The 23,073-nt window shown below is 69.7% G+C and carries 24 protein-coding genes; 15 read left to right on the top strand and 9 right to left on the bottom strand.

Going from position 1 to position 23,073, the window contains the following annotated elements:
• The first annotated feature begins 23 nt into the window (after positions 1-23).
• The 9 genes from ABB22_RS00500 to mgtE all read left to right on the top strand — a co-directional run bounded on the left by ABB22_RS00500 (position 24) and on the right by mgtE (position 8,155).
• Positions 24-1,442: an RNA polymerase factor sigma-54 gene (locus ABB22_RS00500; RefSeq protein WP_057504985.1), complete on the top strand. Its 1,419-nt coding sequence runs from the start codon at positions 24-26 to the stop codon at positions 1,440-1,442.
• A gap of 57 nt (positions 1,443-1,499) precedes the next feature.
• Complete coding sequence (hpf, locus tag ABB22_RS00495; RefSeq protein WP_055767861.1) at positions 1,500-1,814, top strand: ribosome hibernation-promoting factor, HPF/YfiA family; 315 nt, start codon at positions 1,500-1,502, stop codon at positions 1,812-1,814.
• 24 nt (positions 1,815-1,838) lie between these two features.
• Positions 1,839-2,291 carry a PTS sugar transporter subunit IIA gene (locus ABB22_RS00490; protein ID WP_055767858.1) on the top strand — a complete coding sequence of 151 codons (453 nt, stop codon included), beginning with the start codon at positions 1,839-1,841 and terminating at the stop codon, positions 2,289-2,291.
• Positions 2,288-3,238, top strand: coding sequence for an HPr(Ser) kinase/phosphatase (gene hprK / locus ABB22_RS00485; RefSeq protein ID WP_055767855.1), 951 nt, complete (start codon positions 2,288-2,290; stop codon positions 3,236-3,238). Before ABB22_RS00490 ends, hprK begins: the two co-directional genes overlap by 4 nt.
• Positions 3,235-4,113, top strand: coding sequence for an RNase adapter RapZ (gene rapZ / locus ABB22_RS00480; protein ID WP_055767852.1), 879 nt, complete (start codon positions 3,235-3,237; stop codon positions 4,111-4,113). The genes hprK and rapZ overlap by 4 nt, the downstream gene beginning before the upstream one ends.
• A gap of 65 nt (positions 4,114-4,178) precedes the next feature.
• Positions 4,179-4,571 (top strand): PTS sugar transporter subunit IIA, encoded by a 393-nt coding sequence (locus ABB22_RS00475; RefSeq protein WP_055768503.1) that lies wholly within the window; start codon positions 4,179-4,181, stop codon positions 4,569-4,571.
• Complete coding sequence (locus ABB22_RS00470; RefSeq protein WP_055767849.1) at positions 4,564-4,833, top strand: HPr family phosphocarrier protein; 270 nt, start codon at positions 4,564-4,566, stop codon at positions 4,831-4,833. Before ABB22_RS00475 ends, ABB22_RS00470 begins: the two co-directional genes overlap by 8 nt.
• 55 nt (positions 4,834-4,888) lie before the next feature.
• Positions 4,889-6,613 carry a phosphoenolpyruvate--protein phosphotransferase gene (gene ptsP, locus ABB22_RS00465; protein ID WP_055767846.1) on the top strand — a complete coding sequence of 575 codons (1,725 nt, stop codon included), beginning with the start codon at positions 4,889-4,891 and terminating at the stop codon, positions 6,611-6,613.
• 180 nt (positions 6,614-6,793) lie between these two features.
• Positions 6,794-8,155 (top strand): magnesium transporter, encoded by a 1,362-nt coding sequence (mgtE, locus tag ABB22_RS00460; RefSeq protein ID WP_055767843.1) that lies wholly within the window; start codon positions 6,794-6,796, stop codon positions 8,153-8,155.
• 57 nt (positions 8,156-8,212) lie between these two features.
• Here mgtE and ABB22_RS00455 read toward each other — a convergent pair whose 3' ends face one another.
• Positions 8,213-9,013, bottom strand: coding sequence for a hypothetical protein (locus ABB22_RS00455; RefSeq protein ID WP_055767840.1), 801 nt, complete (start codon positions 9,011-9,013; stop codon positions 8,213-8,215).
• Positions 9,014-9,149: 136 nt separating this feature from the next.
• Here ABB22_RS00455 and ABB22_RS00450 point away from each other — a divergent pair, with 136 nt between their 5' ends.
• Together ABB22_RS00450 and ABB22_RS00445 are read left to right on the top strand one after the other, a co-directional pair.
• The gene (locus tag ABB22_RS00450; protein WP_055767838.1) at positions 9,150-9,413 is read left to right on the top strand and encodes a hypothetical protein; all 264 of its coding nucleotides are present in this window, start codon (positions 9,150-9,152) and stop codon (positions 9,411-9,413) included.
• Between the two features lie 70 nt (positions 9,414-9,483).
• Entirely contained in the window at positions 9,484-10,284 is an 801-nt protein-coding gene (locus ABB22_RS00445) for a carboxylesterase family protein (RefSeq protein WP_055767836.1), read from the top strand.
• Positions 10,285-10,337: 53 nt separating this feature from the next.
• Here ABB22_RS00445 and ABB22_RS00440 read toward each other — a convergent pair whose 3' ends face one another.
• The 4 genes from ABB22_RS00440 to ABB22_RS00425 are packed head-to-tail and all read right to left on the bottom strand — an operon-like array spanning position 10,338 to position 13,717.
• Complete coding sequence (locus ABB22_RS00440) at positions 10,338-11,288, bottom strand: aspartate carbamoyltransferase catalytic subunit (protein WP_055767831.1); 951 nt, start codon at positions 11,286-11,288, stop codon at positions 10,338-10,340.
• 15 nt (positions 11,289-11,303) lie between these two features.
• The gene (gene ruvX, locus ABB22_RS00435; protein ID WP_055767827.1) at positions 11,304-11,771 is read right to left on the bottom strand and encodes a Holliday junction resolvase RuvX; all 468 of its coding nucleotides are present in this window, start codon (positions 11,769-11,771) and stop codon (positions 11,304-11,306) included.
• Positions 11,764-12,330, bottom strand: a complete 567-nt coding sequence (locus ABB22_RS00430) for a YqgE/AlgH family protein (protein WP_055767824.1) — start codon at positions 12,328-12,330, stop codon at positions 11,764-11,766. Before ABB22_RS00430 ends, ruvX begins: the two co-directional genes overlap by 8 nt.
• A 43-nt stretch (positions 12,331-12,373) precedes the next feature.
• Positions 12,374-13,717 (bottom strand): sensor histidine kinase, encoded by a 1,344-nt coding sequence (locus ABB22_RS00425; RefSeq protein WP_055767821.1) that lies wholly within the window; start codon positions 13,715-13,717, stop codon positions 12,374-12,376.
• A 161-nt stretch (positions 13,718-13,878) separates the two neighbouring features.
• On the opposite strand from ABB22_RS00425, the gene ABB22_RS00420 reads away from it, so the two are divergent.
• The gene (locus ABB22_RS00420; protein ID WP_055767817.1) at positions 13,879-14,415 is read left to right on the top strand and encodes a DNA-3-methyladenine glycosylase I; all 537 of its coding nucleotides are present in this window, start codon (positions 13,879-13,881) and stop codon (positions 14,413-14,415) included.
• A 69-nt stretch (positions 14,416-14,484) separates the two neighbouring features.
• Here ABB22_RS00420 and ABB22_RS00415 read toward each other — a convergent pair whose 3' ends face one another.
• Together ABB22_RS00415 and ABB22_RS00410 are read right to left on the bottom strand one after the other, a co-directional pair.
• The gene (locus tag ABB22_RS00415) at positions 14,485-15,615 is read right to left on the bottom strand and encodes a PilT/PilU family type 4a pilus ATPase (protein WP_055768502.1); all 1,131 of its coding nucleotides are present in this window, start codon (positions 15,613-15,615) and stop codon (positions 14,485-14,487) included.
• Between the two features lie 128 nt (positions 15,616-15,743).
• The gene (locus ABB22_RS00410) at positions 15,744-16,781 is read right to left on the bottom strand and encodes a type IV pilus twitching motility protein PilT (RefSeq protein WP_055767813.1); all 1,038 of its coding nucleotides are present in this window, start codon (positions 16,779-16,781) and stop codon (positions 15,744-15,746) included.
• A 305-nt stretch (positions 16,782-17,086) separates the two neighbouring features.
• Between ABB22_RS00410 and proC the strand changes: the two genes are divergently transcribed.
• Positions 17,087-17,926 (top strand): pyrroline-5-carboxylate reductase, encoded by an 840-nt coding sequence (proC, locus tag ABB22_RS00405; RefSeq protein ID WP_055767810.1) that lies wholly within the window; start codon positions 17,087-17,089, stop codon positions 17,924-17,926.
• Positions 17,927-18,026: 100 nt separating this feature from the next.
• Here the strand turns inward: proC and ABB22_RS00400 are convergent, their stop codons facing one another.
• A complete protein-coding gene (locus tag ABB22_RS00400; RefSeq protein WP_055767807.1) occupies positions 18,027-19,982 on the bottom strand; it encodes an esterase/lipase family protein in 1,956 nt (651 codons plus the stop codon).
• Entirely contained in the window at positions 19,979-20,980 is a 1,002-nt protein-coding gene (locus tag ABB22_RS00395) for an Lnb N-terminal periplasmic domain-containing protein (protein ID WP_055767804.1), read from the bottom strand. Before ABB22_RS00395 ends, ABB22_RS00400 begins: the two co-directional genes overlap by 4 nt.
• A gap of 490 nt (positions 20,981-21,470) precedes the next feature.
• On the opposite strand from ABB22_RS00395, the gene ABB22_RS00390 reads away from it, so the two are divergent.
• Together ABB22_RS00390 and ABB22_RS00385 are read left to right on the top strand one after the other, a co-directional pair.
• Positions 21,471-22,073, top strand: a complete 603-nt coding sequence (locus ABB22_RS00390) for an RNA polymerase sigma factor (RefSeq protein ID WP_055767802.1) — start codon at positions 21,471-21,473, stop codon at positions 22,071-22,073.
• Complete coding sequence (locus tag ABB22_RS00385; RefSeq protein ID WP_055767799.1) at positions 22,048-23,043, top strand: FecR family protein; 996 nt, start codon at positions 22,048-22,050, stop codon at positions 23,041-23,043. The genes ABB22_RS00390 and ABB22_RS00385 overlap by 26 nt, the downstream gene beginning before the upstream one ends.
• Positions 23,044-23,073: the final 30 nt, after the last annotated feature.

Raw genomic sequence — 23,073 nt, 5'->3', positions numbered from 1 at the left:
CCCTCCTACCGCCGGAAACCCGGATGAAAGCACGGCTGCAGACATCGCTGGGACAGCAGCTGGTCATGACGCCGCAGCTGCGCCAGGCCATCCGCCTGCTGCAGATGTCCAGCGCGGAGCTGGAGCTTGAACTGAGCGAGGCGGTGGAAACCAACCCGCTGCTGGAATGGGCCGAGGACGCCGCCCCGGCGGAGCCTGCCGGCGAACATGCCGATGCGCCCGCGCAGGCCGGCGCCGACGATGGCCGCGGCGACGACGGCGCCGAATGGCCCGGCGAGAACGAACAATGGAGTGGTGGCCAGGGCGGCTCGTTCGACGACAACGACGGCGATGCCGGCGAGCGCATCGCCGAAGCCGATACCCTCGCCGACCACCTGCTGTGGCAGCTGCACCTTTCCCACCTCAGCGCGCGCGACCGCGCCATCGGCGTCGCCCTGATCGACGCGCTGGACGAGGACGGCTATCTGCGCGAACCGCTGCCGGCGGTCGCCGAGGCCCTGCGCCCGGACATCGCGGCCAGCGAGGACGAGATCCTTACCGTGCTGCACCGGATCCAGCGCTTCGACCCGGCCGGCGTCGGCGCGCGCACGCTGGGCGAATGCCTGTCGCTGCAGCTCGATGCCCTGCCCGCCGCCACCCCGGGCCTGTGCCTGGCCCGGCGGATCGCCGAAGGCCCGCTGGAACGCCTGCCGCGCGCCGGCATCCCCGGCATCGCCGCCGAGCTGCGGCAGCCGGTGGAAGCCGTTGAGGAGGCCGTGCAGCTGCTGCGCTCGCTGGACCCGCGCCCGGGCCGGCAGCTGGGCGAGGTGTCCTCCGACGATTACGTCATTCCCGACTGCGTGGTCTGGCGCCAGCGTGGCGTCTGGAAGGCCGCGCTCGCCGGCCATGCCGGTCCGCGCGTGGTGATCCACCGCGGCTACGAGCAGCTGATCCGCCGCTGCGGCGACGCCGACGCCAGCTACCTGCGCACCCAGTTGCAGGAAGCGCGTTGGCTGCTCAAGGGCCTGGAAGCGCGCGGCGAGACCCTGCTGCGCGTGGTCAACAGCCTGCTGCACCACCAGGCCGGCTTCCTCGAGTTCGGCGCGCAGGCGCTGCGCCCGCTGACCCTGCGCGAGATCGCCGCCGAACTGGACCTGCACGAATCCACCATCTCGCGCACCATCGCGCGCAAGCACGTGCGCACCCCGCGCGGCACCCTGCCGCTGCGCGCATTCTTCGCCTCCGGCATCGATACCGATGGCGGCGGCGAGGCCTCCAGCACCGCCATCCAGTCGATGATCCGGCGCCTGATCGACGCCGAGAACCCGCGCAAGCCGCTTTCTGACGCCAAGCTGGCCGACATGCTCAAGGACAGCGGAATACCGGTGGCGCGCCGCACCGTGGCGAAGTATCGTGAAGCCATGAACATCTCCGCCTCCCACGAGCGCGTACGTCTTGTCTGAAACGCTCGCGGCTGGCGGCAGGGTTCATTGGCACCCCCGAACCACAGGAGGCATCCGATGCGTATCGAAACGTTTGGCAAAGACGTGGAAGTCACCCCCGCCCTGAAGGAGTACGTGGAAACCAAGCTGCAACGGCTGGGCAAGCACTTCGACCAGCACTGCGAAGTCAGGGTGACCCTGTCGCTGCAGAAAAACGAGCACCATGTCGATGCCAGCGCCAATCTTCCCGGCCAGACCCTGCACGCCGAGGCCGGCGGCCAGACCATGTATGCGGCGATCGACCTGCTGGCCGACAAGCTCGACCGGCTGGTGATCAAGCACAAGGAAAAGCATCTTCCCCACGCCTCCCATGCACTGCGCGACAATGGCTGACATCCGCCATCGTCCGTTGCAGTCATGCCCCTGAATGACCTGATGGCGGCCGTGAGTACCCGGGTACTCGCGGCCGCCGACCGCGACAGCGCCCTGCGCGCCGCCGCCGGCCTGCTCGCCTGCCGCGAAGCCGGTGCCGAAAGCATCTTCCAGAGCCTGTGCGACAGGGAGAATGTCGGCAGTACCGCCATCGGCCATGGCATCGCCATCCCGCACGGCCGCTCCCCGACCCTGCAACGTCCGCGCGGCGCCTTCCTGCGGCTGCTGCAGCCCGTCGATTTCGGCGGCACCGAGCCGGTCGACCTGGTATTCGCCATGGCGGTGCCCGAGCACTACACCCACCAGCACCTGATGCTGCTGTCCGAACTGGCGGAAATCTTCTCCGACGCCGATGTGCGCGACGCCCTGCGCGCGGCCAGCGACGGCAGCGCGCTCAAGCAGATCCTCGACCATCCGCAGCGGATCCGTCCCTCATGAACACCCGCATCACCGCGCGCGAACTGTTCGACCAGCAGCGCGAGAAACTGGACCTGCGCTGGGCCGCGGGCCAGGCCGGCGGCAACCGCGAACTGGATGCCGGCGACACTGTCGCGCGGCGCCCGTCGCTGGCCGGCTACCTCAACACCATCTACCCGAACAAGGTGCAGATCCTGGGCACCGAGGAACTGTCCTGGCTGGACTCGCTGGATTCGCGCCAGCGCTGGGAGGTGATCGAGCGGATCATCCAGGCGCGGCCGCTGGCCCTGGTCATCACCAAGAGCCATGGCTGCCCGGAAGACCTGCGCGCGGCGGCCGACGAATCGCAGACCCCGCTGTGGGTCTCGCCGCGGCGCGGCCACGAACTGCTCAACCACCTGTCCTACCACCTGGCGCGCACGCTGGCGCCGCGGATCATCCTGCACGGCGTGTTCATGGAGATCTACTCCATCGGCGTGCTGATCACCGGCGAGGCCGGATCGGGCAAGAGCGAACTGGCGCTGGAACTGCTCAGCCGCGGCCACCGGCTGGTCGCCGACGACGCCCCCGAGTTCACCCAGATCGCCCCGGACGTGCTCGACGGCACCTGCCCGGAACTGCTGCAGGACCTGCTGGAAGTGCGCGGGCTTGGCGTGCTCAACGTGCGCCAGATGTTCGGTGACACGTCTGTAAAGAAGAACAAGTACCTTCGGCTCATCGTCCACCTGACCAAGCCGATGACCGAACCCAGTGCCTATGGCTACGAACGCCTGACCGGCGATTCCGGCAAGCGCCACGTGCTCGACCTGGACGTGCCGCTGATCACCCTGCCGGTGATGCCCGGCCGCAACCTGGCGGTGCTGACCGAGGCCGCCACGCGCCTGCACATCCTGCGCACCAAGGGCATCGATCCTGCGGCGATGTTCATCGCCCGCCACAGCAACCTGTTGGAGCAACGCAATCCATGAACGCCACACCGTCCCCGGTGCTGGTCATCGTCAGCGGCCTGTCCGGCTCGGGCAAGTCGGTGGCGCTGAAGACCTTCGAGGACCTGGACTACTACTGTTCGGACAACATCCCGGTGAACCTGCTGCCGGAATTCGTGCGCGGCGTGCTCGGCGAACGCAACGAGGGGCGCCCGCAGCGCATGGCGCTGGGCATCGACGCGCGCGGCCGCAGCGACCTGAGCCAGCTCGGGCAATGGCGGCAGAGCGCCAGGGACCACGACATCGAGGCGACCCTGCTGTTCTTCGAGGCCGACGACGACACCCTGCTGGCGCGCTTCGCCGACACGCGGCGGCGCCACCCGCTCAGCCAGCTCGGCCTGTCCCTGCCCGAGGCCATCGTGCGCGAACGCGAGCTGACCGCGCCGCTGCGCCACGAGGCCGACGCCATCATCGACACCAGCCGGCTCAACGTGCACCAGCTGCGCCGCAAGCTGATCACCGAGTACGCGCTTGGCCATGGCGGCGGCCTGTCGCTGCTGTTCGAATCCTTCGCTTACAAGCGCGGCGTGCCGGCCGAGGCCGACTTCGTGTTCGACGCCCGGGTGCTGCCCAATCCGCACTGGGACCCGGAACTGCGGTCGCTGACCGGCCGCGACCGCGAGGTACGCGAGTACCTGGACGCGCAGCCGGAAGTGGTGCGCTATGCCGCCCAGCTCGAAGACCTGCTCGACACCTGGCTGCCCAAGCTGGGCAGCGATACCCGCAGCTACGTGACCGTCGCCTTCGGCTGCACCGGCGGCAAGCACCGCTCGGTCTACCTGGCCGAACGCCTGGCCCGGCATGCCCGTGCGCAGGGCTGGCAGGACGTGGCCACGTTCCACCGGGAACAGGACTGAATGGCGTACTGAAGACACGATCCGGGCGCTATCGCGGACTGCGCCTGACCTGTTAACGTTCAATGATGACCTGCGGCATTCTCCTCGTGACCCATCCCGGCGTCGGCTCTTCCCTGCTGGAAGTGGCCACGCGCCTGCTGCGCCAGCTTCCGCTCAAGGCCGAGGCCTTCGAGGTGCCGTTCGACGCGGACCTGGACGCGCAGCTGCCGCTGGCCTCGGCGGCCATGCGGCGGGTGGAAGGCGAAGGCGGCGTGCTGGTGCTGACCGATCTGTACGGGGCCAGCCCGAGCAACCTTGCGGCGCGGCTGGCGCGGCTGGGAACGCCGGTGCGGCGGGTGTCGGCGCTGAGCCTGCCGATGCTGCTGCGGGTGATGAATTATCCGGAACAGGGACTGGACCAACTGCCCGCCACCGCCGCGGCGGGCGCCCGCAATGGAGCCATCATCGACGATGCTTGAACGCGAACTCACCGTATCCAACCGCCTGGGACTGCATGCCCGCGCGACCGCCAAGCTGGTGCAGCTGCTGTCCGGCTTCCGCGCCAACGCCACGCTGGTCGCCAAGGGCCGCGAGGTCAACGCCAAGAGCATCATGGGCGTGATGCTGCTGGCCGCCGGCCAGGGCACGCCGGTCACGGTGCGGGTACAGGGCGAGGACGAGACCGACGCGATGGCGGCGGTCGTGGACCTGTTCGAGCGCCGTTTCGACGAGGACAGCTGATGGCGCCGGACGCAGCGTCGGCCCCTGCCAGCACCGCGCCGGGAGGCGCGGCGGCATGACCGCGCTGCGCCTGCACGGCCACGGCGCCTCGCGCGGCAGCGCGCTCGGCCGCGCCCGCGTGCGCCTGCCGCATGCGCAGGAAGTCACCGAAAAGCGCATCCCCGCCAACGCGGTCGAAGCCGAACTGCAGCGCCTGCACCAGGCCATCGAGTCGGCCCGCGCGGAGATGCGCGAACTGCGCCAGCGCCTGCAGGGCGCCCTGCCGGCCGAAGTCGGCGAGTTCCTCGACCTGCACGCGATGCTGCTGGACGATCCGGAGCTGCTGCTGGCGCTGGACGAGCGCATCCGCAGCCATCGTTACAGCGCGGCCTACGCCCTGCGCCTGCAGCGCGACACCCTGGCCCAGGTGTTCGAGGGCATGGAGGACGACTACCTGCGCAGCCGCCTGGACGACCTGGACCATGTGATCGGCCGCATCAACGCCTTCCTGCACAAGCGCCCGGCCGGCATGAAGGGCCTGGCCGGCGAAATCCTGGTGTGCGAGAACGTCGCGCCCTCGGAGCTGGCGCAGCTGCAGTCGCAGGGCGTGGTCGGCATCGTCACCAGCGCCGGCAGCCCGCTGTCGCACAGCGCCATCCTCGCCCGCAGCCTGCACCTGCCGCTGGTGGTCGGCGCCAGCGGCGTGCTGCACCGGATCAACGACGGCGACGTACTGATCGTGGACGGCGGCAGCGGCGAGGTGGTGCTGGAGCCGGCCGCCGACGACCTACGCCAGTACCGCCAGCGCCTGCGCGAACTGGCGCGCGAACAGCGCGAGCTCGGCCACCTGCGCTCCAAGCCGAGCCGCACCGTGGACGGCGTGGACATCACCCTGCTGGCCAATGCCGAATCGCGCGAGGACGTGGCGCGCGCGCATGCCCTCGGCGCGCACGGGCTGGGCCTGTACCGCACCGAGTTCCTGTTCCTGCAGCGCAACGGCCTGCCGGACGAGGACGAACAGTTCCACCATTACCGCGACGCCGTGCTCGGCATGAGCGGGCGCCCGGTCACCATCCGCATCCTCGACCTGGGCGCGGACAAGGCCGACCGCAGCGGGCTGGTGCTGGGCCGCGAAGAAAACCCGGCGCTGGGCCTGCGCGGCATCCGCCTGCTGCTGGCGCATCCCAGGGTCGCCGACACCCAGCTGCGTGCGCTGCTGCGCGCCTCCGGCTATGGCCCGGTGCGCATCCTGCTGCCGATGGTCAGCACCCGCGAGGAAATCCTCGCGCTCAAGCGGCGCATGACGCGGCTGGTGGCCACGCTGCGCGAGGAAGGCCATGCCCTGGCCGAGCACGTGCCGGTCGGCGCGATGATCGAGGTCCCGGCCGCGGCCATCGCCCTGCCGACCTTCATCGACCAGGTCGACTTCCTGTCTATCGGCACCAACGACCTGGTGCAATACCTGCTGGCGGCCGACCGCAACAACGAAGCGGTGGGCGAACTGTACTCGCCGCTACACCCGGCGGTGCTGCAGCTGCTGGCGCAGGTGATCGGGACCGCGCGGGCGCATGGCACGCCGCTGTCGGTCTGCGGCGAGATCGCCGGCGACCCGCGCATGACGCCGCTGCTGCTGGCCCTGGGCCTGACGGAGTTCAGCCTGCATCCGGCCACGCTGCTGGAAGTGCGCCGGGCGATCCGCGACTGCAACCACGGCGAACTGCGCGCGCGCGCCGGCAAACTGCTGCAGGCACGCGACCGGCGCGGCATCGAGCGCTGGATCGTGCAGGCCGCCAGCGCCTGAGAACGTGCCGGCCGCTGGCCGGCTACCCCGCGCATCCGGCATTTGTCGCAGATGCCGCCGAACGGCGGGCCTTATCCGGACCGCAAGGGTGTGCACTGAAACATCCACGCGTGATAATGACGCGCCCGACACTCTCCTTGCCGCATCCTGCATCGCGGCCCTCCCTTTTACGGAGCCCCGATGGCCGAAGCCGTACGCCACGACAAGACCGCACGCCAGCTGCGCATGCTCTCCGACGCGCTGGACAGCGGCCGGCTGGGACCAGTCCGGCGGCTGGTCAACACGCTGGCGCCGGCGGAGATCGGCAACCTGCTCGAATCGCTGCCGCCGGGCAAGCGCGAGGTGGTGTGGGGGCTGGTCGACCAGGAGGACGACGGCGAGGTGCTGGTCCACGTCGGCGAGGAAGTGCGCGAAAGCCTGCTGGCCGACATGGACCCGGACGAGATCATCGCCGCGGTCGAAGACCTGGACATCGACGACCTGGCCGACCTGGTCGAGGACCTGCCCGACACGGTCATCGACGAAGTCCTCAAGTCGATGGACCGCGAGAACCGCGAGCGCCTGGAGCAGGTGCTGTCCTATCCGGAGGACACCGCCGGGCGCCTGATGAACCCGGACGTGGTCACCGTGCGCGCCGACGTCAACATCGACGTGGTGCTGCGCTACCTGCGCCTGCGCGGCGAGCTGCCCGACCACACCGACTACCTGTACGTGGTCAGCCGCCGCCACCAGTATCTGGGCCGCGTCTCGCTGGCCTCGCTGGTCACCCACGAGGACAGCACCCCGATCAACCGCCTGGTCGACGACGAGCAGCCGGCCATCGACGTGGGCGAGAGCGCCGACGAGGTCGCGCGGCAGTTCTCCGACCACGACTGGGTCTCGGCGCCGGTGGTGGACGACAACAACATCCTGATCGGCCGCATCACCATCGACGACGTGGTGGACATCATCCGCGGCCAGGCCGAGCACCAGGCGCTGGGCGCCGCCGGCCTGGACGAGGACGAGGATCTGTTCAGCCCGGTATGGCGCGCGATGCGCCGGCGCCTGGTGTGGCTGTTCGTCAACCTGTGCACCGCCTTCGTCGCCGCCAACGTGGTCGGCCAGTTCGAAGGCACCATCGACAAGCTGGTGGCGCTGGCGGTGCTGATGCCGATGGTCGCCGGCCTCGGCGGCAACGCCGGCACCCAGGTACTGGCGCTGATGGTGCGCGGCCTGGCGCTGGGCCAGGTCGGCGCCTCCAACGTGAAGGCGCTGCTGTGGAAGGAACTGCGCGTGGCCCTGCTCAACGGCCTGCTGATGGGCGCGGTGCTGGGCCTGATCGTGCTGGCCTGGTTCCACAACCCCGGGCTGTCGCTGGTGATCTTCATCGCCCTGACCTGCAACCTGCTGCTGGCCGCATCGGCCGGCGTGCTGATCCCGATGACGCTCAAGCGGCTCGGCTTCGACCCGGCGCTGGCCAGCGGCATCTTCCTGACCGCGATCACCGACTCGATGGGCTTCTTCACCTTCCTGGGGCTGGCCACCGTGGTGCTGCTGCGCTGAGCGCAACGCGCCGGAACCCGCGTCTGCGGTTCCGGCGCGGCTTGCCCGGTTTCCCGGTCAGAAGCTGGCGCGCACGCCCAGGCGATAGAAGCGCACGTCCTCGTAGAACTCCGCTTCGCCCACCAGGCCCCATTCCGGGGTGAAGCGGTACTGCAGGCCGACGTTGCCGACCATCGAATGATCGACCAGCAGGTTGTCGTCCACCCGCAGGTAACCGGCCTTGGCCCACAGCTCCAGGTTCGGCACCGGCCGGGCGCGGATGCCCAGCATCAGCTTGCCGGCGTACAGGTGGTCGCGGCCGCTGAAATCATCTTCCGGGTATTCCCGGTCACGGTAGTCCAGCTTCGCTCCCAACCGCAGCAGCGACAGCTCGCTGATGAAATCGGTGCGCGGGGACAGGGAAAGGCTCGCGCCAAGACCGATTTCGGCCTGGTCGATGGCGATTTCCAGGCGCTCGCCCTGCATGTTCCACTGCTTGGACACCCGGTCGTATCCGCCGAAGACGTAGAGATTGCCGGTCACCGCCACCGAGCCGCGCGCATAACCGCCATTGCCGTGCTCGCCGACGTCGTACAGGTCCACGTCCAGCCGGGCCACGCCGGCCTCGATCCACGTGTAGCCCGGCCCCTCGATCTTCTCGCGCCTGATCGCCGGCGCATGCGACAGCGGCTGCCGTACGGGCGGTGGCATGGCGTCGGCCTGCGCGGTGACTTCATCGCCCTCTGCAGCCTGCGCGGCGGCCTGTGCCGCCTTCTGCCGCTCCCACCACGGCGCGCGCTGCGCCTGCGCATCCTGCATCCAGGCCATCGCCGCCAGTACGGCGGCGCCAGCGCAGGCGGCCCTGATTCCCTTCTTCATGCGTTCACTTCCTGTGTGGATGGATGCCCGTGCGGGCGCGGCGATTCTAGCCGAACCCATGCATGCGGCTGCGCCGGTCCCGACGGACGGCCACGCCCGCCGGATATCATGCGACCGACACGCCGGACACTTCGCCATGACCACCACCCTCACCGATTACTACCAGCCAGGATGGCGCGAACACCACCACACCTGCCCCGCCTGCGGATGGCAGGGCAACTCCCGGCAGATGGAAATGGAACTGCACGACGAGCAGAGCGAATACGCCTGCCCGCAGTGCGAGTTCCCGCTGCTGGTGGTGCTCCATCCCGATCTGGCGCAGGTCCGCGCCGCCGCCGCGGCCGGCAATGCCGAGGCCGTCGAGCAGTTGGCGATCCTCGCCAGCGCGCCCAGCCCCTGATGCGGGACCGCACGGGTATGGGCGCCGGGCCGCGGAGTACGATGACCGGACCCCTGGCGCGGAGCGTTCCATGGCCTTTCCCCGTCTGCATCGCCTTGCCCTGCTCTTTCTGATGGCCGTCATCGCTGGCTGCGTCTCGATCCCCGACACCGGCCATGGCCGTTTCGTCGCCCGCACCGTCGAGCTCGACGGCATGCGCATGCCCTATCAGGTATTCGTCCCGGCCGCGGCCGCGCGCGGGCCCGGCGCCTTGCCGGTGGTGCTGTTCCTGCATGGTTCCGGCGAACGCGGTAACGACGGCTTCCGCCAGACCGAGGCCGGCCTGGGGCCCTACCTGCGCGCCCACGCGGCGGATTTCCCCGCCCTGGCCGTGCTGCCACAGGTCGCCGACGGCGAAGAATGGAGCGGGCGCAACAATCGCCTGGCGATCGCGGCGCTCGATGCGGCGATCCGCGAATTCGGGGCCGATCCGAAGCGCCAGTACCTGACCGGCATGTCGATGGGCGGTTACGGCAGCTGGAACATCGCCCTGGCCGAACCCGCGCGCTTCGCCGCGGTCGTGCCGGTCTGCGGCGCGGTGCGCGCCCCGCGCAACGAGCGCCCGGGCCTGCTCGTCGAGGCCGTCGCGCAGGAGGCCGATCCCTACATGGCGATCGCCCGACGCCTGGAGAACGTGCCGCTCTGGATCTTCCATGGCGCGCGCGACGACGTGGTGCGGCCGGACGACGACCGCAGGCTGCATGCTGCCTTCCAGGCGGTGGGCGCCCGCGACGCGCGCTATACCGAGTACCCGCACGGCAACCACAACGCCTGGGACGCCACTTACGCCGACCCGGCGATGTGGTGCTGGCTGTTCGCGCAGCAGCGCTGATACCGACGCCGGGGCGGTGGTGCCGGCCGCTGGCCGGCCCTACCGGGAGCAGGTCAGCCCAGCAGCGTCTCCAGCACCGCCATGCGCACCGCCACGCCATTGGCGACCTGGCGCAGGACCCACGACTGCGGGCCGTCGGCCACTTCGTCGGTGACTTCGACGCCGCGGTTGATCGGCCCCGGATGCAGGACCGCCGCGTCGGCGGCGGCACGGCGCAGGCGCGTGGCGGTCAGCCCGTATTCGTCGTGGTACTGCTCCAGCGACGGCACCAGCCCTTCTTCCATGCGCTCGCGCTGCAGGCGCAGCATCATCAGCGCGTCGGCGCCTTCGAGCATGGCGTCGAAGTCCTGCCCGACCACGCAGCCGCGAAGCGTGTCGTCGTCCGGCAGCAGCGACTGCGGTCCGCAGACGCGGATCTCGCTCACGCCCAGCGTGCGCAGCGCGTGCAGGTCGGTGCGCGCCACGCGCGAGTGCTTCACGTCGCCGACGATCAGCACTTTCAGCTTCGAGAAATCCGGGCCCTTGGCCTGGCGCAGGGTCAGCATGTCCAGCAGGCCCTGCGTGGGATGCGAACTGCGGCCATCGCCTGCATTGACCAGCGCGGTGCCCTCGCCCGCTGCAGCGGCCAGCCCGGCCACGGCGCCATCATCGGGATGGCGCACCACGAAGCCGCGCACGCCCATCGCTTCCAGGTTGCGCAGCGTGTCGCAGGCGGTCTCGCCCTTGCGCGTGGACGAGGTGGAGGCGTCGAAGTTCAGCACGTCCGCGCCCAGCCGCTGCGCGGCGAGCTGGAACGAACTGCGGGTGCGCGTGGAAGGTTCGAAGAACAGCGTGCACACCGCGGTGCCGGCCAGCACGCCGCGCTTGTTGCCGACCCTTCCCACCGCCGCATCGCGGATCTGCCCGGCGCGGTCCAGCAGCTGCAGCAGGTGTTCGCGCGGCAGGCCCTCCAGGGTCAGCAGGTGGCGCAGGCGTCCGTCGGCATCGAGTTGGGAAGCGGTCATGGCAGGTCTTGGGGGTCAGGAAACAGGAGTGGCGTCGCCCGGGGAGGACAGCCAGCGTTCGATGATGACCGCGGCGGCCACCGCGTCGAGATTGGCGGCATCGCGGCGGCGCTTGCGGCCTTCGGCGCGCTCGGTGGCGAAACGGCGCGCCGCTTCCACCGAACTGGAACGCTCGTCCACCAGCAGCACCGGCAAGCGGTAGCGCTGCTGCAACTGGCGGGCGAAGGCGTGGGCACGCTTGCGGTTGGGCTGGTCGTCGCCTTCGAGGGTGAGCGGATCGCCCACGATCAGGCCCTGCGGCCGCCATTCCTTGTGCAGGCGATCCAGTGCGGCCCAGTCGGGACCGTCGGCACGCACGTCGATCACCGCCAGGGCGCGGGCGCCGACACTGAAGGCGCTGCCGATGGCCACGCCGATCCGGCGCGAACCGACGTCGAAACCGAGCACGGTGCTGTCGGGCGAAAGCGCTGCCGGATCAGGCATGGCCGCTGTATCCGGCCATGCGGAACAGATCCACGCCGATGCGCGAGGCGGCCAGCTGCCAGCGCTCGTCCAGCGGCGCATCGAACAGCACCTCCGGGTCGGCCGGCACGGTCAGCCAGCTGTCCTCGGCCAGTTCCTGTTCCAGCTGCCCGGCGCCCCAACCGGCGCAACCGAGCGTGACCAGCGCATTGCGCGGGCCGTCGCCACGGGCCATCGCCTCGAGGATGTCGCGCGAGGTGGTCAGGTACAGGCCCTCGCCCACCACCAGGCTGGAATCCCAGTCGCGGGCATCGTCGTGGATGACGAAGCCGCGGCCGGTATGCACCGGACCGCCGTTGAGCACCGGCACCGTGCGCAGGCGCTCGTCGCCGGTGTCGATCTCCATCTGCGAGAGCACTTCGCCCAGCGTGTATTCCGATGGCTGGTTGACCACCACGCCCATCGCGCCGTTGTCGTCGTGCTGGCAGACCAGCGCGACGCTGCGCGCGAATGCCGAATCGGTCAGCGAGGGCAAGGCGACCAGCAGGTGATTGGCCAGGTTGTCGAAGTGCGTGGGCATGGCGGCATTCTACCGTCACCCACGCAGCCCCGCCCTGCCGCGCTCACGCCGCGACGACATGCCGCCCCGCCGGCACCCGTCCGGGAATGCGCAGGAAGAACACGCTGCCCCGGCCCGGCTCGCTCTCGGCATGGACGCTGCCGCCTCCGGCTTCCACCAGTTCCTTGACCACCGACAGTCCCAGCCCCGTGCCCTGCCCGCGTGGCCGGGTGGTGAAGAACGGCTCGAAGATGCGCGCCAGCACCGCCGCCTCCATGCCGGCGCCCTCGTCGCCGAAGGCCAGCAGCAGGCAGCCCTGCGCGTCCTGGCGCGCGCTCACGCTGAACGTACCGCCCGCGGGCATCGCGTGGTCGGCATTGGCGGCGATGTTGAGCACCATCAGTTCGAAACGGATGCGGTCGAAATGGATGTCCGGCAAGGGCGCGGCCAGGGAAATGCGGATCGTTACCGCCGGCGACAGCAGCTGGCGCAGCAGCGGTTCCAGGCCGGCGATCGCATTCGCCGGACCGAACCACTCGCGCGTCTCCTCGTCCGCGCGCGAGAACGCCAGCAGGCGGCGGGTAAGCACGGCCGCGCGGGTCGCGGCCGATTCCACCCCGGCCAGCGCGTCGCGCATGCGTGTCTCGTCGTCCGCGCCCAGACCGCGGTGCGCGTGGCCGCGGATGATGCCCACCAGGTTGCCGAAATCGTGCGCCACGCCGCTGGCCAGGCGTCCCATGGCCTCGGTCTTCTGCGCCTGGACCAGCTGCGCATGGACGCGTTCGCGCTCGGCCATCTCCGCCTGCAGCCGCGCATTGGCGGCTTGCAGCGCCTGGCCGCGCGCCATGGCTTCGCGCAGGCTGTCGCGCAGCGCGGTGGAGCTGCGGTCCAGCACGATCGACAGCATCAGGAAGATCGCCGCGCTGACCGCCAGGTCGGTCAGGCGCGCGGCCATCTCGCCATGCACGCCGATATCCACCGCGATCCCGACGCCGAACGCCACAAGCACGCCCGCATACATCAACCACAGCGCGCCCCGCCCCAGCGTGAGCGCGGCGATCGCCATCCACACCCCCAGCAACGGCTGCTCGAAGCGCTGCGCGGCGAAGCCGGTGGCGGCATGGGCCAGCAGCGCCGACACGGCGAAACCGAGCAGCAACAGGCGCGACGCGGCGACGAAACGCCCGCCGCGCACCAGCCGGAAACTCAGCGCCGCCAGGGCGCTGACCGACAGCCCCACCAGCATCGAAACGACCTCGCCGGGCCGCCAGGGCACGCCCGGCACCACCGCGCGCAGCAGCCACATCAGCGGCGGCAGTGCCGCCAGCAGCAGGGCGATCACCTGGATCACCGGCGCATTGCGGCGGTCCACCGGATCGTCGATGGGGACATCGCGCAGCCATCGCATGGCCGCAGGCGGAACTTGGAGCAAACGAACGACGAAGGGCCGCGGCATCTGGAATCCGGTTCTGCTGGGGGGCAACGGCACGATGCGCGAGGCGCTGCCCGCGGGCAAGTGCGGCGCTGGCCCGCGCCCTATACTGGCCCGCCCACGGTCCATCGCCGCCCATGAGCGCCTACTGCGACATCGCGCCCGGCCATCCGGTCCATGCCCACTACCACGCCCACGAATACGGCTTCCCGCAGCGCGCGGAACAGGAGCTGTTCGAGCGCCTGCTGCTGGAGATCAACCAGGCCGGCCTGAGCTGGGAAACCATCCTGCGCAAGCGCGAGGGTTTCCGCCGCGCCTACCATGGTTTCGACGTGGACACCGTGGCGGCCTATGGCGAGGCCGACATCGCCCGCCTGCTGGACGACGCCGGCATCATCCGCAACCGGCTCAAGGTGCTGGCCGCCATCCACAACGCCGGCGTGATCCGCGGCCTGCGCGATTCGCACGGCGGTTTCGCGCAATGGCTGGATGCGCACCACCCGCGACCCAAGGCCGATTGGGTGAAGCTGTTCAAAAAGACTTTCCGCTTCACCGGCGGCGAGATCACCGGCGAATTCCTGATGAGCCTGGGCTATCTGCCCGGCGCGCACCGCGACGATTGTCCGGTGATGGCCGACATCCGCGCGACCTCGCCTCCCTGGCTGCGCGGCTGAAGGTAGCGCCCGGCACAAAAACGAAGCCCGGCCATGAGGCCGGGCTTCACGATGCGAGCAGGCCCCGGCTCAGCGCGTACCGGCGATCTCCACGCCGTCCAGCCCCTGCGAAAGGGTCTTGGCGTCGCCGCCCTGCGAGAGCTTGATGCGCAGACGTACCTCGTTCTGCGAATCGGCGTAGCGCAGCGCGTCGTCGTAGCTGATCTCGCCGGCCTGGTACAGCTCGAACAGGCTCTGGTCGAAGGTCTTCATGCCCAGCTGCACCGAGTCCTTCATCACTTCCTTGAGCTTGTGGATCTCGCCGTCGCGGATGTAGTCCTGCACCAGCGGCGTGCCCAGCAGGATTTCCATCGCCACGCGGCGGCCCTTGCCGTCCGGCGTCGGCACCAGCTGCTGCGCGACCACGCCCTTGAGGTTGAGCGAGAGGTCCATCAGCAGCTGGCTGCGGCGGTCCTCCGGGAAGAAGTTGATGATGCGGTCCATCGCCTGGTTGGCGTTGTTGGCGTGCAGCGTGGCCAGCACCAGGTGGCCGGTCTCGGCGAAGGCGATGGCGTGGTCCATGCCTTCGCGGGTGCGGATCTCGCCGATCATGATCACGTCCGGCGCCTGGCGCAGGGTGTTCTTCAACGCCGCTTCCCAGCTGTCGGTGTCGATGCCGACCTCGCGCTGGGTGATGATGCAGCCCTCGTGCTTGTGCACGAATTCGATCGGGTCCTCGATGGTGATGATGTGCCCGGTCGAGTTCTGGTTGCGGTAGCCGATCATCGCCGCCAGCGAGGTCGACTTGCCGGTGCCGGTGGCGCCGACGAACAGGATGATGCCGCGCTTGGTCATGGCCAGCGTCTTGATCACCGGCGGCAGGTTCAATTCGTCCACCGTCGGGATGCGCGTCTCGATCCGGCGCAGCACCATGCCGACCTGGTTGCGCTGGTAGAAGCAGCTGACGCGGAAGCGGCCCACGCCGGACAGGCCGATGGCGAAGTTGCACTCGTGGGTCTTCTCGAACTCCTCGCGCTGCGCCGGCGTCATCACGTTGAGCACCATGTCGCGGCTCTGCTGCGGGGTCAGCGGCGTCTGCGTGATCGGGCTGATCCTGCCGTGCACCTTCATCGACGGCGGCATGCCGGCGGTGATGAACAGGTCCGACGCCTTCTGGTGCGCCATCAGCTTGAGGAACGAGGTGAAATCGATGGTGCTCATGATGGGCTCCTGTGGAACCGTGATCTGCATGCCGGCGCCGCCCCCCCCTGGATGACGGCGCTGCCGGTAACGACTGTACGCCTTCCCCGGCGCGACGGCGACGCGGCCTCCCGCGCCGCCACCCCGCCTTATTCGAACAGGCGCCGGTCCTTGGCGTATTCGCGGGCCTGGTTGCGGGTGATCAGGCTGCGCTTGACCAGGTCCTGCAGGTTCTGGTCGAGCGTCTGCATGCCCACCTGCTGGCCGGTCTGGATGGCCGAATACATCTGCGCGACCTTGTCCTCGCGGATCAGGTTGCGGATCGCCGGGGTGGCCACCATGATCTCGTGCGAGGCGATGCGGCCACCGCCGACCTTCTTCAGCAGCGCCTGCGAGATCACCGCGCGCAGCGACTCGGACAGCATCGAGCGCACCATCGGCTTCTCGCCGGCCGGGAACACGTCGATGATGCGGTCGATGGTCTTGGCCGCGGAACTGGTGTGCAGGGTGCCGAACACCAGGTGGCCGGTTTCCGCGGCGGTCAGTGCCAGGCGGATGGTTTCCAGATCGCGGAGTTCGCCGACCAGGATGTAGTCCGGATCCTCGCGCAGCGCCGAGCGCAGGGCCTCGTTGAAACCGTGCGTGTCGCGGTGCACCTCGCGCTGGTTGATCAGGCACTTCTGCGGGGTGTGCACGAATTCGATCGGGTCCTCGACGGTGAGGATGTGGGCGTATTCGTTCTTGTTGACGTGGTCCACCATCGCCGCCAGCGTGGTCGACTTGCCCGAGCCGGTCGGGCCGGTGACCAGGATCAGGCCCTGCGGCTGCTCGATCAGCTGGCGGAACACCGGCGGGCAACCGAGGTCTTCCAGGGTCAGCACTTCCGAGGGAATGGTACGGAACACCGCACCGGCGCCGCGGTTCTGGTTGAACGCGTTGACGCGGAAGCGCGCCAGCGAGGGAATCTCGAAGGAGAAGTCGACCTCGAGGAATTCCTCGTAATCGCGGCGCTGCTTGTCCGACATGATGTCGTACACCAGTGCATGGACCTGCTTGTGGTCCAGTGCCGGGATGTTGATGCGGCGTACGTCGCCGTCGACGCGGATCATCGGCGGCAGGCCGGCGGACAGGTGCAGGTCCGAGGCCTTGTTCTTGACCGAGAACGCCAGAAGTTCAGCGATGTCCATACGCTGTGTTTCCCCGAGGTTGCGGATGGCTGGAAGGTGTTTCCCCTGGCACGCAGTATAGCCCTCCGGCGTAAGAGGTCGATCCGCCTCCGCCGATTGCAGGCAGCGCGTCACAGCCGCTTCCGCGGCCGGTACGGGCCGCCGGGGGCGGACCAGTCGCCGCCGGCCCAGGCGCCCCCTCGCCCCGGCCGCCCGGCCTGCCGGCCACCCTCTCCAGCCGGGTTGGCTACACTGTCCGCGGGCCGGGCGGCAGTTCTCCGCCGGACACCCGGTAAACCGGCCATCCCATCGCTACCGAGGCTTGCATGAGCGGCAATCAAGAGACGTCCTCCCTTCCCTCCGGCATCACCTTCGTCGGCGGGGGCAACATGGCCCGCAGCCTGATCGCCGGCTTGACCCGGGCAGGCGTGCCCACGAGCTCGATCGAGGTCGTGGAACCCCAGGTCGCCCTGCGCCAGACCCTGCAGCAGGAGCACGGCGTGCGCACGGCCAGCGCCATCGCTTCGGCGGCACTGGACGGGCAGGTCGTGGTGCTGGCGGTCAAGCCGCAGGTGATGGCGGCCGTCTGCGCCGAACTGGCGCCGCGGCTCGCCGCCGGCACCCTGATCGTGTCCATCGCCGCCGGCATCACCCTCGCCGCCCTGCGCGACTGGGTGGGGACCGGTGCCGTCCTGGTCCGTGCCATGCCCAACACCCCCGCCCTGCTCGGTGCGGGCATGACCGGCCTTTACGCCGACGCCGAGGTCGGCAGCGCCGACCGGCAGGCCGCACAGGCCATCCTCGCCGGCGCCGGGCAGACCCGCTGGATCGACGAAGAGGCCCTGATGGACGCGGTCACCGCGGTTTCCGGCAGCGGCCCGGCCTATGTCTTCGCGCTCGCCGAGGCGATGGAGGACGCCGCCCGCGCGCAGGGCCTGCCGGACGAGGCCGCGCGGCAGATGGTGGTGCAGACGATCCTGGGCGCGGCGCGCATGCTCGCCGAGGGTGGGCAGAGCGCGGGCGCCCTGCGCCAGGCCGTCACCTCGCCCAACGGCACGACCCAGGCCGCACTCGAAACCCTGGCCGACGGCGGCTTCCACGAACTGGTAGGCAACGCCGTGGCCGCGGCCGCGCAGCGTGGCCGCGAGCTTGCGGGCGCCGGCTGACGCCGACCCTGCCAGCCGCCGCGATAGCGCATCGCATCACGCGCAACGGCTGCCCCCCGGTTCCCCCTGATGGCCGCCGCCCACCGGCGGCCGCTCTGGCTCAGCGGCCCGCATCGTCCCCGTGTTCGCGCAGGTCCTGGCGCAGGATGCGGCGCACTTCGAGCACGGCCTCCGGCGTTTCCTGCACGCTGTGCCCGGAGACGATCACCTTCTCCGACAGCACGCCGTCCAGGTGCGCGCTCCAGTACGGCACCAGCCCATCGTCGGAGTCGGCCAGCGGCATGTCCGCTTTCCGCTTGGCGATGATCGAGTGGTACTTCACCTGCGGCGCCATCGGCAGCGCCGACGACGCGCGGATGAACGGATCGGTCGCCTTGAGGTTGTCGATGCTGGTGCCGATGCGTGGCGCCTTGGGTTTGCCGCCCGGCTCGCCGGCATCCTGCATGGCCAGGAACACTTCCTCGAACTTGCCCAGGATGGTCAGCGGCAGGCGCACCAGCTTGCCGATCAGGCGCCCGAGCCTGTCGCCGGCGATGTCGGTGCCGCGGTGCGGCGAGGCGATGAAGACCGCGCGCCCGACATCGGGCTGCGGCGAAAAGCGCGCCAGCGGCCCCAGCCGCGCCTCGACCCGGCGCAACCGCTCGCCCCGCAGGTTGAAGCGCTCCACCGCGCCGTTCCACAGCGTGTCGCCCGACTCGCTGAGCATCAGCCGCGCGATCACCCCGCCCATGCTGTGGCCGATGAACACCATGTCGTGCGTCGCCGCGGCGCGGCGCTTCGGGTCGAAGTGGTCCAGCGTCTGGTTGAAGGCGTTGCTGATGGTGTAGCGGTTCAGCGCGATGGGCGCGTTGGTCGGGTAGTAGACCGACCAGATCTGGTAATGCCGGCGCATTTCCGGGTCGCCCATGATCTCGTTGGCAAGGTTCACCCAGGCTTCCGGGCTGCTGGCCAGGCCATGCAGCATGAAAATGATGCGGCGGTCCGGATCGTACGGCTGCATCAGGTAGATATGCGGCTCGCGGATGCCCTCGCCGCGACCGAACAGGGTGCGCAGCGATTCGGTGGCGAAACCGGACTGCGCCATCCACAGGCCGTAGGCCGCGGTGAAATTGGCCGCCAACGGCACCTGCTGGCCTTCCAGCTGGATGCTGGTGGTGGCGTCGGGCGACCAGGCCTCCAGGCGGATGTCGCGCGTGGCCAGCACCTCCTCCAGGGTGCTTCCGCCGAAGCGCAGCAGCGCGGTGGCGTTGATCGCCGGCATCTCGCTGAACACCGGCGACGCGTCCCGGCCCTCGCCCTCCACCGGAAGCGCCAGCGAAGGCGCCTCCATCACCACCACCAGTTCGGCGCCGAAACCGTCGCGGCGATAGGTACTGCGCAGGCCGGCGAAGCTCACCGCCGTGGCCGACACCATCTGCCGCGGGATGCCGTTCAACGGCAGCCGCTCGAAATCGGAGCGGATGGTCCAGCGGCCCACCTGTACCGGACTGAGGTAGTCGGCGCCCTCCAGCGCGCGGGCGCGGGTGTGCTGGAACACGACCGACGCGGTCTGCTCGGCGGCGTAGTTGTAGTAGTCGCGCACCTGGGTGAGCCGGTCTTCCAGCGCGCGCTCGGCCGGCGTGCGGCCACTGAAGAACAGGTAGGCATAGGAATAGCGCGCGGTTTCCAGCCAGGCATCCAGCGCGGCGTCCGGCAGCAGCGTGGCTTCACCCACCTTGGCTTTGGGTGTCAGCGCCAGCGCCTGCTGCATCCACAGCTCCGCCAGGGTGGACAGCCGCTGTTCGGCCTGCAGTCCCTCGATGGTGGCCACCGTCTGCCGGCAGGCGGGCAGGTCCTTGGCGCACTGCGCGGAGGTCAGGCCGATGACGCTCAGCGACTCCTGCGACAGCGCGCTCAGGCGGCCGCTGTTGAGGATGTCGTCGCGCTTGAGCATCGCGTAGTCGGCAGGCGTGACCTGCTTGATCTTCACCATCGCGCAGCCGCTGGACAGCAGCAGCGCCGCGGCGAGCAGCGGAACCAGCCAGCGGCGCGCGCGCGCCTGCAGTCCCTGCGTCATGGAACCTCCCCCTCTGGAATGCCGGGGACGCCCTCGCGGATCCTCCGGGAAAAATCGGGCGTATCGCCCGCCTCGCGCGCGCGCAGGGTGATGCGCCCGCGCTCTTGCAGCCGCGCGTATGCGACGCCGGGCGTCAGCCCGCCCACGTCGGCGGCGTACTCGGCCAGGTAGCCGGAAAGCAGCAGCCGGTAGTCCAGCGGCAACGTCGGCACGATCCGGTGCATCAGCTCGTAGACGATGGTGGTGCAGTTGCTGGTCAGCGTGTTGTAGAACGCCGGCGCGCGTTCCAGCGCCTGCGCCTGCCCGACGTAGTAACGCAGCAGCTCGCGCATCTCGTCCTGGTCCAGGCCATGCAGCCTGTACAGATAGACATCCTCGCCGCGCACGCTGGTACGCACCTGCACGATGTCGCGCTCGTCGGCGGCCACCAGCACCGCCTCGAACCTGCGGAAGAAGCCGCCCAGCGCGGAGAACGATTCGCCGCGCTCCTTGCGGATTTCCAGCGAGAACACCAGCTGCCGGCCATCGGCGAAACCGAAGGAAACCAGCGTGTGCGCGATCGCCGGCCCCATCCAGTAGGAAAGGATCAGGTCGACCGAACGCACCTGCGACAGGTCGTACTCGCGCCGCTCCCAGCGGATGTCGTAGTCGTCCTGCGTGCGCCAGTGGAAATCGCGCACGTTGTCCAGCAGCAGGCGGTCGCCCTCGATGCGGGCATGCAGCGGCTGCGCGACGTCGTCGGCCCACTGCCGGTCCTGCCGCGGCTGGATCGTCGCCCACCAGCCGAGCAGCAGCACGAAGCCCGCGGCGAACACCGCGAGCGAATGCCAGCGCCGCCTCCGTGCGAAGCTGGCACGCAGCGCCCAGACCCAGGGGATGCACCAGACCAGGATCGCCACCAGCCGGGCGACGGCACTGCCCGGGAACTGGAACCACAGCGCCAGGCAACCCCATGCACCCACGGCCAGGCAGACCAGCATCAGCGCAAGGCCGCCCATCCCGCGCAGGATGCGCCGCAGCCGCCCTTCCTCATTTATTGCCAAGCCTGCCTCCGCATCCGCCCGGTCGGCGGGCACAAGCAACCACCGCGCCCTCTCCCTGCTCTTCCGTACTGTCGCCTGCCACCATCGCGCCCGCTCCCTCCTGCTCCACCTTCCGGCGGCGCAACGATAGCGTGCAGGGCGCGGAAAGCCGAGTGAAACAAACGGCCACCGTTCCGGCGCGGCGCGACTGGCCGCCAGGCACGCCCGAACACCCCGCGCACCCATCCGCACCACCATCGACGGCACCCACGCCGGGCATGGCCGCAGACTTCCGCCGCATGCCGCCGATGCCGCGCCGCCTTGAGTCCGGACCGGACCACAGCGGATCCCGGGACGGGCTGTAACCGGGCTGCAACCCATGCGACGGCATGATCCCGCTCCTGCGTGCCGGGCCGGCCGCTCCGGGGAAGATCGCTTGTCGTGTTCAATTGAAGAGACGGGGGCATTGGACGCCCTTCTCGACGACACGGAAAGGACGCGCTGGTTCCTGCGCCACATCCTGCCGCACGAGCCTGCGCTGCGCGCATGGCTGGGGCGAAGGCACAGCGCCGGTTTCGATGTGGACGACATCGTCCAGGAGAGCTACGCGCTCCTGGCCGAGCGTGCGCGCCTGGACGACATCCTCAATCCGCGCGCCTATCTGTTCCAGGTCGCTCAATCGCTGGTGATACGCAACCTGCGCCGCGCCCGGATAGTGTCGATCCAGGCGATCGAGGATTTCGGCCATGTCGAGTTCGCCGATGCCGCCGCCACGCCCGAGGAGAGCGCCATCGACCGCGACGAACTGCGGCAGCTGGCCGGTGCGATAGCCGCCATGCCCGAACAGACCCGCGAGGCCTTCGTCCTGCGCCGCGTGCACGACCTGCCGCAGCGCGAGATCGCAAGGCGGATGCGGCTCTCCGAAAGCACGGTGGAGAAGCACATTTCCCGCGGCATCCGCTGGCTGGGCGAATGGATCACCGGCAACACCAGTCCTCCCACCCCCATCACCGGCACGCTGCACAAGGAAACGAGGTCGACCAATGGACGGACGCGAAAGCAGTCGTGAAATCGAGCAGGCCGCCGCCTCATGGGTCGCGCGGATGGACCGGTCGCCGCTGTCCGCCGGCGACCAGGAACGGCTCCGGCGCTGGCTGGCGGGCGACGCCCGCCGTCGCGGCGCGCTGCTTCGCGCCAAGGCGCTCTGGCTGCAGGCCGGAGCCCTGGGCGACACTTCGCGGCTGCACGGGCCCGCGGCCGGACCAGGCAATGCCGCCCCGCCGGCCCTGCCGCGACCCAGGCAGGGCGGCAACCGTCGCCGGGCGCTGCTGCGCTGGTCCAGCGCCGCCGCGGCCTCGCTGCTGCTGGCCGTGCTGGTGTTCGTCAGCATCCCGGTGCCCACCGCCTACGCTACGGCCAAGGGCGAGATGCGGCGCGTGCCGCTGTCCGACGGCTCGACCCTCACGCTCAATACCCAGAGCCTTGTCAGGATCCATGAAGAGCATGGCCAGCTGCGGGTGAAGGTCGTGCGTGGCGAGGTGTTCTTCGAGGCGGCCGCCAACGCCATGCCGATGCGGGTGGAAATCGACGGCCACCGCTTCGATGCGAACGCGGCGACGTTCGCCGTGCGCAGGCTCGAGGGCCAGCCCGCGCAGCTGGTGGTGCAGAACGGCCGGCTGGATGCCGTCGGCGCCGACGGATCGTTCGCCGCCGTCGGCGCCAACATGCGCCTGTCCATGCCGACCGGACACGGAAAGGCCGGATCCACGCCGTTGTCCGCCACCGACCTGCAGCAGGAACTGGCATGGCGCGACGGCAAGATCGCATTCCGCGGCGAACCGCTGGGAGATGCGGTGCGCAGCTTTTCGCGCTACAGCGACACCCGGCTCGTCATCGCCGATCCCGAACTGGCCGGCGAACCCATCACCGGACTGTTCGCCGCCAACAATCCCGTCGGCTTCGCGCGCGCCGTGGCCGCGGTGTTCGGTGCCCGGGTACGGCAACAGGAAGGCGTGGTGATCGTCAGCCGCGAACTCTGATCCGCGCCGCCGCCATCGCATCGGCTCCGG

Source organism: Stenotrophomonas nitritireducens (assembly GCF_001431425.1).
Lineage (GTDB): Bacteria > Pseudomonadota > Gammaproteobacteria > Xanthomonadales > Xanthomonadaceae > Stenotrophomonas > Stenotrophomonas nitritireducens.
This window is presented reverse-complemented; position numbering and strand designations above follow the sequence as displayed.